Source organism: Rhodococcus sp. C26F (assembly GCF_053345925.1).
Window position 1 is genome coordinate 174,031 of sequence record NZ_JBKFBA010000007.1, and the last position, 11,553, is coordinate 185,583.

The window sequence follows — 11,553 nt, forward strand, 5'->3', positions numbered from 1 at the left end:
GCCTCCATCATCCCACGGACGAACGCGCAGGTAGCCAGGGCACACCGGTTTCCGGTGCCTTTCCTGCCGGGTTCAGCGGTACGCGTAGTCGCGGAAACGCTCGTCGACCTCGCCCACACTCAGCCCGAACTCCTCGAGCGTGTACCGGTGCGCGGGTTTCCTTGCCCCGCTGCGGCTTTCTTCGTGCAGGTCGGCCATCGCGCGTTCGGCCCCCGCTGTGAACGGCAGACCGAACCGGTCGTACAGGCCGCCGACGGTGCCGAGCGGATCGGCGACGAAATCCCGGTAGTCCACGTCGACGAAACGGGCGGGATCGTGCCGGCGGCGCACCTCGGTGAAATGATCGAAACCCCGTGCCCAGAGGTCGAGCTGGCTGCGCCCGATCGTCTCACCGACGAACGCGTCGGACCATCCCTCTGTGGCCTGCGCCGCGAGGCTGCACACCGACGGGATCACGGTGCGCGGATCTCGATGGGTGACGACGACGAGCGCGTCCGGATACACCGTGAGCAGTTCGTCCAGTGCGAACAGATGACTGGGATTCTTGAGCACCCACCGCTTGTCGGCGTCCGGCAGTCCGATGAGCTGCAGATTCCTCCGGTGCCGGGCATAGGCCGCGGTCCAGTCCTGCTCCGCGAGCCACTGCGAATAGATGGGCAGGTGGGCCAGGCACTCGTAGGAGATCGAGCGGAACGACTGGCGCAGCAACTGCCAGCATTCCTCGACCTCGGCGGCCGACATGTAGTGCACACCCATGAACTCGGGATGCTCGACGTGGTGCTGTGCGAATCCGGCCTCGATCCCGGCGAAGACGGGATTCTCCGCCCAGGTCTCGCGAGGAGGTCGCGGTTGCGGCATCTCGGTCAGCCACATCTCGAGCCCCTGATGGGCGGGATCCGCGGCGAGCAGGCGGTGCAGTGCCGTCGTGCCGGTGCGGGGCAGGCCGGTGACGAAGATCGGCCGGGTGATCGGGACGTCGGCGTGCTCGGGATGGGCGGCCCAGGCCGATTCCGACAGCAAGCGCGCCATGAGGGCGCCGCGCAGGAAAACCCGTGACATCTTGCTGCCGAGCGGGGTGAGGTTCTCGTCCCGCGCATACGATTCGAGCAGGACCTCGAGCCCGTCACGGTAGTCGTCGTCGCCGAAATCGGTCAGGCCCGTCAAACGGGTCGCGGAGGCGTGCAGATCCTCGACGGTGCCGACGGTGGTGCGTTCGCTCATGTGCTGTCCCGTTCAGTGGTGGTATTCGCCGCAATTGACGTCGATGCACTGGCCGGTGATCGCCGACGCCATCGGCGAGGCCAGGAAGATCACCGCATCCGCGACTTCCTCGGTGGTCGGGAGACGCTTCAGATCGGAGGCGGCGGCGGTGTGCTCGTAGATCTGTTCGACGGTGGTGCCGTACTTTCCCGCCTGGTGTTCGAAGTACCCCTGCAGGATCGGCCCCCAGATGTACCCCGGTGCAACGGAGTTCACCCGGATTCCCTGCGGTCCGAGTTCCGTCGCCAGGGACTGCGACATCGCCAGCAACGCCGACTTCGCGAGTTTGTAACTGCCGTAACGTTCCTGGGAGTGCCGCAGCACCATCGAATTGATGTTGACCACCGCGCCGGCCGACTCGGCGAGGGCGGGGGTGAACAATTGCGTGAGCCGCAGCGCGCCGAGGACGGTGAGCTCCACGCTGTCCCGGATCTGCTGGAAGTCGGTGCGCGCCAACGGCTTCATTGACGGAACGGAGAACGCGTTGTTGACGAGCACGTCGACACCACCGAACTCCGAGACCGCAGACTCGACAAGGGCGGCGGCGGACTCGTCGTCGGTGATGTCGGTGGGCACGACCAGGGCCCGGCGGCCCGTGCTCTCGACTTCCGCTGCAACCTTCTCGAGCCGCTCCCGGGTCCGGGCGGCGAGCACCACGTCGGCGCCGTGTTCGGCGCACCGCAGCGCGAGCGTGCGCCCCAGTCCCGGACCGGCACCGGAGATCACGACGACGCGGTCGCGGAGCAGTCCCGCTGCCGCGCTCATGCGAGCATCCGATCGGCGACGCCCCGCTGGCGGTCCGCGATGCGCTGCGCCCAGGCCTCGGGAGTGATGCGGTTCGAATCGTGGAAGGGCAGGATCTCGGGGAGCCGGTCGAACGGCACCACCTCGGCCGTCGGGCCGTCGGCTGCGGTGAGTTCGCGATCGAGGCGCTGCCAGCGGAACTGCAGGATCCCGCGGCTGCGGCCGAGGGTCTCGACCCAATTGGTCAGCCCCGGATCGCGGGCCGAGACCACGATCCGGACCATCCCGTCGGGATCGACCTGCGCCTGACTGTTGTTCAGGGAGGTCTGGTGGTGGATGTAGTCCAGGGAGATGTACCAGAGGCTGCCGATCTGGAAGCCCAGATAGGGCGCGTCGCTCGCCGGGAGGGTCAGGACCATCGCCTCGTCGTCGCCGAGTTCGTAGTGCCCGACGGATGAGTACTGCGTGTCGAGACCACCTGGGGTGCGGCGCGGCTCGGTGACCGTGTTCACCGGCAGCTTCAGGTAGAACCACTCGGGGAACTGCAGCCAGGTCTTCACCCGCGAGACCAGTGCGCGACCGGCACGTTCGTAACGGGTGACCGCGTCCTGGTGGGTGGGTTCGGGTGCCGGGGTGCCGAGGCTGTCGAGCCGGTGGATGCTCAGCATGCCGCGGCGCTGCGTCCAGTCGCTGTAGACCTCGCGGACCACGAGCTGCGACGAGCCGGGCGCGAGCGGGAAGTGGTTACGTTCCGGATCTCGTGGGCCGGGTCCGAACCGCACCTCGAAGGTGCCGTCGTCGGCGATGGTCAACGCGCGGTCGTCGAAGGCCGTGACGTTGCCGGGCACCTCGGCGTCGGTGTAGTTGCCGGCCAGCACCTGGAAACTGAGATCGCAGGTTGTGCCGCGGCGCCCGGTGACGACGTACTCGGCGTCGTCGCGGATCGATGCGCCCCAGTACAGGGTGTCGGGATTGTCGAGGCCCATCTTCGCGTAGGGGCCGGTGCCGGTGACGAAGACCGGATGGGATCGGCTGTACGCGAAGGTGGCGTGGACGCACGCCGAGATCCCACCCGCCAGATATCCGTATCCCTCGACGAGGTCCTGTTCGGTGCGGATGTGCGGGGCTGTGGCGACGAGTTTCTCGGCCTCGGCTATCGCCGCGGTGAGCGGATCGGTGAGCACTACGATCTCCTGTGGTCCAAATATGTACCGCTGCGGTAGTCTTCCGTTGCGCCGAGAGTAGAACGTGTTCCAGGGAGGGTCAATGGCTCGTCGCGAGACCGAGACGCTCGGGGAGCCGACCGCCGGGGCGGGAGCCGCCCGCCGGTCGCCGCCCACGGAACGCGTCGTGCAGGTCCTCGACCACCTCGTCGCGCGACCCGGTGTCCGGTTCGGACTGTCGGAACTGGCGCGCGAACTCGACCTGAGCAAGCCCACCTGCCTGGGCATCCTCACCGTGCTCGCCGACGCCGGCTATCTGATCCGCGACCCCGTCGACAAGACCTACGGTCTCGGGCCTGCACTGATCGTCGCGGGACGCGCAGCCCAGCGCGGCTTCGCGTCCGGGCCGGTCGCCCACCGGCATCTCGCCGCCCTCGCCGAGGAGTTCGGCGTGATGTGCTCCGCGTCGGCGGTCGTCGGCGACCGGATCGCGGTGCTCGACGTCATCGGTGGCCACGGCACGGCCGCGGCGGCGCGGGTGGGGGAGGTGTATCCCTTCGCGCCCCCGGTGGGTCTGATGTACGTGCTGTGGGACACCGACGAGCGCATCGAACAGTGGCTGCGGCGAGAGCCGACCCTGCCCGTGACCGCCGACCGCGACGACCTGTGGCGGATCGTCACCGAATGTCGCCGGACGGGTTATCTGGCCGAGTCCCTCACTCCCGGCGGCCGTCGCCTGTACGCGCTCATGGCGGGAGTGGTCTCGCACGACCTCGCGCCCGAGATGCGGGAGATGCTGGCGGAACTCGTGGCCAGCCCCGGCGAGCGCGTGCTGCTGCCCGACGCCTTCGCCGCGGGGGAGAAGCGGGCGGTCAACCTCGTGGCCGCCCCGGCCTACGATCCCGACGGCCACCAGTCGCTCGTGCTCACGCTGCACCTCGAGCGGGAGGTGGACGCAGCCGGGATCGAACGGTACGGCGCGGCGCTCGTGGCGGTCGCGGATGCGATCACCGCGGATCTAGGCGGACACCGGCCACCGCGCTGACGGAGGGCTGCGGAGACCACCCGTTGACCTGGAATTGAAACTCGTTCTACTGTTGCGGAGTAATCTTCGACCGCATCGGTACACATGTGTACCGAGCCGGGTGAGAGGGGCACGAGTGACCACGGTGCCACCGCAACGACCACCGATCTACGAACTTTCGCTGCTCGGTGCGCTCGAAGCCGAGTCCGTGCACATCTTCCGCGAGGTCGCCGCGACCTTCTCCCGTCCCGTCCTGCTGTTCTCGGGTGGTAAGGACTCCGCGGTGATGCTCCACCTCGCGGCCAAGGCGTTCTGGCCGGCGCCGCTGCCGTTCCCCGTGCTGCACATCGACACCGGGCACAACTTCGACGAGGTGATCGACTTCCGCGACCGTACCGTCGAGCGCCTGGGGCTCCGGTCGATCGTCGCCTCGGTGCAGGACGACATCGATGCCGGGCGTGCCGTCGAGGACGACGGACCGCACGCGACCCGCAACCGGCTGCAGACCGGAACCCTCCTGCGCGCGTTGCGGGAAGGGGGATTCGACGCCGTCTTCGGGGGTGCTCGTCGCGACGAGGAGAAGGCCCGCGCGAAGGAACGTGTCTTCAGCCTGCGCGACGAGTTCGGGCAGTGGGACCCGAAGGCGCAGCGACCCGAACTGTGGCAGCTGTACAACGGTCGGCACCGCCGCGGCGAACACATGCGGGTCTTCCCGCTGTCCAACTGGACCGAACTCGACATCTGGCGCTACATCCGCGACGAGGGCGTCGACCTGCCGTCCCTGTACTACGCCCACCGGCGACCGGTGATCGAGCGCGACGGAATGCTGCTCGCACACACCCGTTTTCTCACCCTCCTCCCCGGGGAAACCCCGCGCGAGAGCCTCGTCCGGTTCCGCACCGTCGGTGACGCGACGTGCACCGGCTGCGTCGAATCCGCCGCCACCACCGCGGACGAGGTGGTCACCGAGGTCTCCGCCAGCCGGGTCACCGAACGCGGCGCCACGCGGGCGGACGACCGGATCTCCGACGCCGGGATGGAAGACCGCAAGAGGGAAGGCTATTTCTGATGTCCCACCTGCTGCGCATCGCCACCGCCGGCAGCGTCGACGACGGCAAGTCCACGCTCATCGGCCGATTGCTGTTCGACTCGAAGGCCGTCTTCGAGGACCAACTCGAGGCGGTGACCCGCACGAGCCTCGGCCGCGGCGCCGACCGCGCCGATCTCGCGCTGTTCACCGACGGCCTGCGCGCCGAACGCGAACAGGGCATCACGATCGACGTCGCCTATCGCTATTTCGCCACGGCGCACAGAACATTCGTCATCGCCGACACTCCCGGTCACGAGCAGTACACGCGCAACATGGTCACCGGGGCGTCCACCGCAGACCTGGCACTCGTTCTCGTCGACGCCCGCAACGGCATCGTCGAGCAGACCCGCCGGCACGCCTTCCTCGCGTCGCTGCTCGGGGTACGGCACGTGGTGCTGTGCATCAACAAGATGGACCTGGTGGACTGGTCGCAGAGCCGGTTCGACGAGATCTGCGACGAGTTCCGGAATTTCGCGGCGAAGCTCGACATGCCCGACCTCGCCTTCGTTCCCGTCTCCGCGCTGCACGGCGACAACGTCGTCTCCCGCACCGCGAACATGCCGTGGTACGAGGGGACTTCGCTGCTGCACCATCTCGAACAGGTCCACATCGCGTCGGACACCAACCTCATCGACGCGCGACTGCCCGTGCAGTACGTCATCCGCCCGGGCGAGGGCGAGCACCGCGACTTCCGCGGCTACGCCGGAACGGTCGCCGCCGGCGGATTCGCACCCGGCGACGATGTGGTCGTTCTCCCTTCCGGTTTCGGAACACGGGTACGGACGTTGTGGGGGCCGGGCGGAACGGAACTCGAGCACGCCTTCGCCGGTGCGGCGGTGTGCGTCGAACTCGAGGACGACCTCGACGTCGGACGCGGCGACATGCTGTGCCGCCCCAACAACCGTCCGCTCGTCGGGCACGAGATCGACGCCATGGTGTGCTGGTTCGACGAACGCTCCGCCCTCGACCCGGACGTCCGCTACGCCCTGCTGCACACCACGCGCTCGACCACCGCGCGGGTCGCGCGCCTCGACTACCGTCTCGACGTCAACAGCCTGCACCGCGACGAGGCCGCGACGACGCTCGGTCTCAACGAGATCGGCCGCGTGCAACTGCGGACGCAACAGCCGCTGCTGTTCGACCCCTACCGGCGCAACCGCACCACCGGAAGCTTCGTGCTCGTCGACGAACGCACCGGCAACACCGTCGCGGCCGGAATGATCACCGGCCCGACACTCGCCGACACGGCGGTGGTCTGGCACTCGGCGGCGGTCTCACGGGCCGAACGGGGGAGGGCCGGGGCGACGGTGTGGCTCACCGGGCTGTCCGCCTCCGGCAAGTCCACCCTCGCCGTCGAACTCGAACGACGACTGCTCGCCGAGGGCATCCCCGCCTACCGCCTCGACGGTGACAACCTCCGGCACGGCCTCAACGCCGACCTCGGATTCGGTCCGGAGGACCGCGCGGAGAACGTCCGCCGCGTCGGTGCGGTCGCCCAGCTGATGGCCGACGCCGGACTCGTCGCGATCTGCGCGCTCATCAGTCCCTACCGTCAGGACCGCGACCGCATCCGCCGGCAGCACGAGGAGTCCGGGATCCGCTTCGTCGAGGTCTTCGTCGACACCCCGCTCGCCGACTGCGAGGCCCGCGACCCGAAAGGCATGTACGCGCGGGCACGTGCCGGTGAGATCACCGGTTTCACCGGCGTCGACGATCCCTACGAACCACCGTCCGATCCCGAGCTGGTCGTGCGCCCCCACGACGGCACGCCTGCCGTGCAGGCGGACCTCGTCGTGGAATTGTTGAGGCCATGACGCACGACAACAGCGACGACGCTCGACCCGCGGCCGAGGGCGACGACGCTCGGCTCGCGGCCGAGAGCGACGACGCCCGACTCGCGGCCGAGACGGCTTCCGGCGCAGGTGAACTGCTGCTCACGGTCCGCGCCATCGAATCGGATGCCCTCACCGGGCGCGAGCTGGGCCGGCGCGGCGACCACGCCGCCAACACCTACATCCTCGAACGGCTGGCGACCGCGCGGCCCGGCGACGCGGTGCTCTCGGAGGAATCCGCGGACGATCCGGCCCGGGTCGGCGCCGACCGCGTCTGGATCATCGACCCGCTCGACGGGTCGAAGGAGTACGGGATGCCCGACCATGTCGACTGGGCGGTCCACATCGCGCTCTGGGAGGCAGGACGAGGGCTCACCGCCGCCGCGGTCGCGCAACCGGCGATCGGCGTCGTCCACAGCACCGCAGATCCGGTCCCGGCGCCGCGGCCGGCCCGCCGTCGCCCCCGCATCGTCATCAGCGGGAGCAGGCCGCCCGCCTTCGTCTTCGATCTGGCCCACGATCTCGGTGCCGATCTGATCCGGATGGGTTCGGCCGGTGCCAAGGCCATGGCGGTGGTCCGCGGGGAGGCCGACGCCTACATCCACGCCGGCGGTCAGTGGGAGTGGGATTCGGCGGCGCCGGTCGCGGTCGCGCGCGCCGCGGGTCTGCACTGCGCGCGGATCGACGGCAGCGAACTCGAATACAACCGGCCGCACCCGTATCTGCCCGACCTCGTGATCTGCCGCGCAGACTGGGCACCGGAGGTGATGTCCGCGCTGGCCGCGCACGCCACCGGGCCGACCGACAGCCCCCGCGCCGCGATGGCACGCGCATACATCCGATCCCTGGTCAGCCACGACGCGTCCCACGTCCGGCTCGCCGAGGACGCCTGGCGGGTCGAGAACGGGGAACGCACCGGCGACAGCGGCATCGAGATCCGCGACCGCCTCGAGAACGGCCCGGAATACCGGCCCATCCGCCGCGTCCGCGACCTGCAGTTCCGCGAATGGCACCACAGTGTCGTCGCGCGGTTCGTCCTGGACATCGCAGCAGGTCCGGGCGCCGAGACGTCGGTCGCGGTGACCGAGCACTTCGACATCCCGGCGGGGGAGATCCGGTCGATCGTGGCGATCATCGAGCCCGCGCAGGGTAATAGTTGAATTCATTGTTGTAGCTTTCGAACGAAAGTCACCATGATCGAGAGGCATCACCATGGCCGAAGCGCGTGATATCGGGGACGGCATCCACGTCGTTCCCGTCCCGGTGGCGGACCTGCCGGTCGGCGACACCCAGGTCTACGTGATGGAATCCCCGCGCGGCGTCGTCCTCGTCGACGTCGGCTGGAACGACGACCGGTCGTGGGCGGCGCTGCAGGACGGCCTGGCCACGGCGGGCCTGTCGGTCACCGACGTCGAGGGCGTGGTGGTCACCCACTTCCATCCCGACCACGTCGGGCTCACCGGACGCATCCGGGAGGCCTCCGGGTGCTGGGTCGCGATGAACGAGGCCGACTTCGCCCACCTCGAGGTCATGCTCTCCGACGACGATCGCCGTCCTCAGGAAGCCGAACTGCTGCGCCGCGCAGGGGCACCCGAGGACGCGATCGAGGAGTCGCTCGCCACCCTCGTACCGGCGGTCGGCCGTCCCGACGCGCTGCCCGACCGCAAACTCGGTGCCGACGAGACGATCCCGCTGACGGGACGATCCATGCGCACCGTGCTGACCCCCGGCCACACCGCCGGCCACGCGTGTTTCCTGCTCGAGGAACACGGCGTGCTGTTCAGCGGCGACCACGTCCTCGCGACCACGACCCCGCACGTCGGCGAGTTCGATTTCCCTCTGCCGCAACGCGACGCGCTGGGGGAGTACCTCGACTCGCTGCGCGCGGTCGCCGGCCTGCCCGTGCGACGCGCACTGCCCGCGCACCGGCAGCAGATCGACGACCTGCCGCACCGCGTCGGCGAATTGATCGCCCATCACGACCAGCGCCTCGACGATCTCTACGACGCGTTCGGCGACGAGGAACTCACGTTGTGGGAGGCCACTGCCCGCATGCGCTGGTACCGGCCGTGGGACGAGACTCCCTTGCACGGCAAGCGGATGGCGCTCGCAGAGGGCTCGGCGCACGTCCGGCAGCTCATCGAGCGGGGACGGGTCCGTCGCGTGCCCGGTACGGAACCCGCCCGCTTCGCGCGCGTGCAGACCCGATGAGCCCCGACGAGCTGGTCACCGAGTTCTGCCGTCGCTGGGCCGATCCCGATCCTGCCGAGCTCGCAGCCTTCTTCGCCGAGGATGCGGTCTTCCACAACATCCCGATGGAACCGATCCGCGGGCGTGCGGCGATCGAGGAGTACATCGCGGGTTTCGTGACGTCCTTCGGGGCCATCGACTACCGCATCCACCACCAGGCGGTCTCCGGCAACGTCGTGCTCAACGAACGCACCGATGTGTTCACGATGAACGGCCGGACGATCGAGCTGCCCGTCACGGGCGTCTTCGAGATCGTCGACGGGAAGATCGCGGCCTGCCGTGACTACTTCGATCCCACACCCTTCACTGCCGGAAACTGACCGGCCCCTGGGGCACCGAAGGCCCCTGGAACACCTGAAGGCCCCTGGAACGCCGAAGGNGCGGGGCCTTCGTGGTGCCCTCGGCAGGATTCGAACCTGCGACTTCTTGCTCCGGAGGCAAGCGCTCTATCCCCTGAGCTACGAGGGCATCCGGACCACCGGATGACCGGAGGTGCGGGAGTTAGCCTAGCGCATCGAGCGCTCAACTCCACATCGCCAGGTCAGAGCCGGTTTTCGGCCCGAAGTCGCGGTTCGCCCGCGCGAAGGCTCAGTTGAGGGGCAGCGGTTCGGCGCCGCGCTCGGCGAGCAGCGACCTCATCAGATCCGACTCGCCCTGCTGCGTGGCGACCATCGTGCCCGCCAGATTGCGCACCGCCGAGGTGCTCGCGTACTGCTCGCCGTACTCCATCATCGGCAGACCACCCTCGTGGTGGCGCAGCATCAGCTGGAGGAAGAGCACGTCCAGTTCGGGACCACGAGCGGCCCGGAGATTCGCGAGATCCTCGGAGGTCGCCATGCCCGGCATCAGGTGCGAGCCGTCCGAATCCTCGGACTCGGTCGTCGCGCCGTGACCGCCGTGGCCGTGACCCGTCTCCGTCTCGGTCATCCACTCCATGTACTCGCCCGTCGGCAGCGCCGGCTGTCCCCACAGCGACAACCAGCCCTGCATCTGACCGATCTGGTTCTGCTGCGTGGTGAGGATGTCGTACGCGATGTTGCGGATCCGATCGTCCTCCGAATTGGAGACCACCACGGCGGCCATCTCGACGCCCTGGTCGTGGTGCACGATCATGTCCTGCGCGAATCCGACGTCCACCGAGCCGGCCTCCGGCGCTGCCTGCGCGGAGTCCTCGAAGGGGATCCGGGACAGGAACCCCGCGAGGAAACCGACGGCGACCGCGGCGACGGTGAGCAGCACCAACAACAGCCGGTTGTGCCCACCGCGCTCGGGGGTGGAGATGTCCGAGGTGGTCTCGCTCATCGTCAGCTCCCGGCCGGTGCCTGCTGCATGTCGCCGGCGGTCTCCGCGTTCATCGGCACCGCGTCGGGGCCGGGCTCGGAGGCGTCGAAGGCCGGCGGGTTCGCCGGATCGAACGAACCGGGGATCGTCGAGCAGCTCGCACCCACCTCGGGGTAGGTGTACTGGTTCAGGCGCAGCGCGCTGATGAACTGGTCGATGCGTTCGTCGTCGACGCTGTCGACCTTGAGCTGGTGACCCCACGACTGCAGCGCGATCGGGGCGTCGAGGCCCGGGTAGGGCGACATCAGCGTGTAGGTGCGGCCGTCGACCTTCTGGCGCAGCGTGTCGACCGCGGCGTCGTCGAGCAGATCGGGGTTGTAGGCCACCCACACGGCGCCGTGCTCGAGGGAGTGGACCATGTTCTCGGTCCGGACCGGCTGCTCGTAGACCGTTCCGGTGCAGGTCGCCCAGACGGAGTCGTGGGGGCCACCGAAGGGCGGCGACTGGTCGTAGGCGACGCGCTGGCCCGGCGCGACGTGCACACCGGCCGGATACTCGATCTTCAGCACGCCCTCGATGTCGTCCGACGGGTCCTGATTGGACTCCGACGGCGTCCACGCCGACATTTCCTGCTGGTTCTGGTACTTCGGGATCAGGCTCACAGCGATCACGCCGACCAGCACGACGACCAGGGCCACGCCGCCGATCGTCAACCACGGGATCTGACGCTGCGCGGGGACCCCGCGAGCGCCGCCGCTCTTCTTCTTGGCGGCCTGGATGGCCTTCGACGACTTGGCTCCGGTCTTCTTGTTACCGGAGCCGCCACTAACCGAACCGCTGGGCATCGCTGTGTGCTCTTTCGACGGGTGGACAGGCGGACGCGCGCCCATCGGGCGCACAAACACCCAC

11 protein-coding genes and 1 tRNA gene are annotated in these 11,553 nt (G+C 68.8%); 6 read left to right on the forward strand and 6 right to left on the reverse strand.

Annotated features, from left to right (window positions below; all coding sequences use genetic code 11):
- Nucleotides 1-72: 72 nt before the first annotated feature.
- Genes ACLBYD_RS11395 through ACLBYD_RS11405 form a run of 3 tightly spaced genes read right to left on the reverse strand, consistent with a single transcriptional unit; the run spans nucleotide 73 to nucleotide 3,188 of the window.
- Nucleotides 73-1,221 carry a sulfotransferase family protein gene (locus ACLBYD_RS11395; RefSeq protein ID WP_447816515.1) on the reverse strand — a complete coding sequence of 383 codons (1,149 nt, stop codon included), beginning with the start codon at nucleotides 1,219-1,221 and terminating at the stop codon, nucleotides 73-75.
- 12 nt (nucleotides 1,222-1,233) lie between these two features.
- A complete protein-coding gene (locus ACLBYD_RS11400; RefSeq protein ID WP_447816516.1) occupies nucleotides 1,234-2,025 on the reverse strand; it encodes an SDR family oxidoreductase in 792 nt (263 codons plus the stop codon).
- Nucleotides 2,022-3,188, reverse strand: a complete 1,167-nt coding sequence (locus tag ACLBYD_RS11405; RefSeq protein ID WP_447816517.1) for a hypothetical protein — start codon at nucleotides 3,186-3,188, stop codon at nucleotides 2,022-2,024. Before ACLBYD_RS11405 ends, ACLBYD_RS11400 begins: the two co-directional genes overlap by 4 nt.
- 82 nt (nucleotides 3,189-3,270) lie before the next feature.
- Between ACLBYD_RS11405 and ACLBYD_RS11410 the strand changes: the two genes are divergently transcribed.
- From ACLBYD_RS11410 to ACLBYD_RS11435, 6 genes are all read left to right on the forward strand, one after another.
- The gene (locus tag ACLBYD_RS11410; protein ID WP_447816518.1) at nucleotides 3,271-4,212 is read left to right on the forward strand and encodes an IclR family transcriptional regulator; all 942 of its coding nucleotides are present in this window, start codon (nucleotides 3,271-3,273) and stop codon (nucleotides 4,210-4,212) included.
- 115 nt (nucleotides 4,213-4,327) lie between these two features.
- Entirely contained in the window at nucleotides 4,328-5,260 is a 933-nt protein-coding gene (gene cysD, locus ACLBYD_RS11415; RefSeq protein ID WP_447816519.1) for a sulfate adenylyltransferase subunit CysD, read from the forward strand.
- Nucleotides 5,260-7,095 (forward strand): adenylyl-sulfate kinase, encoded by a 1,836-nt coding sequence (cysC, locus tag ACLBYD_RS11420; protein ID WP_447816520.1) that lies wholly within the window; start codon nucleotides 5,260-5,262, stop codon nucleotides 7,093-7,095. Before cysD ends, cysC begins: the two co-directional genes overlap by 1 nt.
- A complete protein-coding gene (locus tag ACLBYD_RS11425) occupies nucleotides 7,092-8,273 on the forward strand; it encodes a 3'(2'),5'-bisphosphate nucleotidase CysQ (protein ID WP_447816521.1) in 1,182 nt (393 codons plus the stop codon). Before cysC ends, ACLBYD_RS11425 begins: the two co-directional genes overlap by 4 nt.
- A gap of 52 nt (nucleotides 8,274-8,325) precedes the next feature.
- Nucleotides 8,326-9,324 carry an MBL fold metallo-hydrolase gene (locus ACLBYD_RS11430; RefSeq protein WP_447816522.1) on the forward strand — a complete coding sequence of 333 codons (999 nt, stop codon included), beginning with the start codon at nucleotides 8,326-8,328 and terminating at the stop codon, nucleotides 9,322-9,324.
- The gene (locus ACLBYD_RS11435; protein WP_447816523.1) at nucleotides 9,321-9,683 is read left to right on the forward strand and encodes a nuclear transport factor 2 family protein; all 363 of its coding nucleotides are present in this window, start codon (nucleotides 9,321-9,323) and stop codon (nucleotides 9,681-9,683) included. The genes ACLBYD_RS11430 and ACLBYD_RS11435 overlap by 4 nt, the downstream gene beginning before the upstream one ends.
- A gap of 72 nt (nucleotides 9,684-9,755) precedes the next feature.
- Here the strand turns inward: ACLBYD_RS11435 and ACLBYD_RS11440 are convergent.
- From ACLBYD_RS11440 to ACLBYD_RS11450, 3 genes are all read right to left on the reverse strand, one after another.
- Nucleotides 9,756-9,831 (reverse strand) — tRNA-Arg (locus ACLBYD_RS11440).
- 120 nt (nucleotides 9,832-9,951) lie between these two features.
- On the reverse strand, nucleotides 9,952-10,665 hold the full coding sequence (locus ACLBYD_RS11445; protein WP_447816524.1) for a DUF305 domain-containing protein: 714 nt from the start codon (nucleotides 10,663-10,665) through the stop codon (nucleotides 9,952-9,954).
- A 2-nt stretch (nucleotides 10,666-10,667) separates the two neighbouring features.
- Nucleotides 10,668-11,489 carry a DUF3105 domain-containing protein gene (locus ACLBYD_RS11450; RefSeq protein WP_447816525.1) on the reverse strand — a complete coding sequence of 274 codons (822 nt, stop codon included), beginning with the start codon at nucleotides 11,487-11,489 and terminating at the stop codon, nucleotides 10,668-10,670.
- Nucleotides 11,490-11,553: the final 64 nt, after the last annotated feature.

Coding starts and splice junctions, on each gene's coding strand:
- ACLBYD_RS11445 (WP_447816524.1), bottom strand. CDS start 10,665: ATGAGCGAGACCACCTCGGACATCTCCACCCCCGAGCGCGGTGGGCAC.
- ACLBYD_RS11410 (WP_447816518.1), top strand. CDS start 3,271: ATGGCTCGTCGCGAGACCGAGACGCTCGGGGAGCCGACCGCCGGGGCG.
- ACLBYD_RS11450 (WP_447816525.1), bottom strand. CDS start 11,489: ATGCCCAGCGGTTCGGTTAGTGGCGGCTCCGGTAACAAGAAGACCGGA.
- ACLBYD_RS11425 (WP_447816521.1), top strand. CDS start 7,092: ATGACGCACGACAACAGCGACGACGCTCGACCCGCGGCCGAGGGCGAC.
- ACLBYD_RS11430 (WP_447816522.1), top strand. CDS start 8,326: ATGGCCGAAGCGCGTGATATCGGGGACGGCATCCACGTCGTTCCCGTC.
- ACLBYD_RS11395 (WP_447816515.1), bottom strand. CDS start 1,221: ATGAGCGAACGCACCACCGTCGGCACCGTCGAGGATCTGCACGCCTCC.
- ACLBYD_RS11400 (WP_447816516.1), bottom strand. CDS start 2,025: ATGAGCGCGGCAGCGGGACTGCTCCGCGACCGCGTCGTCGTGATCTCC.
- ACLBYD_RS11435 (WP_447816523.1), top strand. CDS start 9,321: ATGAGCCCCGACGAGCTGGTCACCGAGTTCTGCCGTCGCTGGGCCGAT.
- cysC (WP_447816520.1), top strand. CDS start 5,260: ATGTCCCACCTGCTGCGCATCGCCACCGCCGGCAGCGTCGACGACGGC.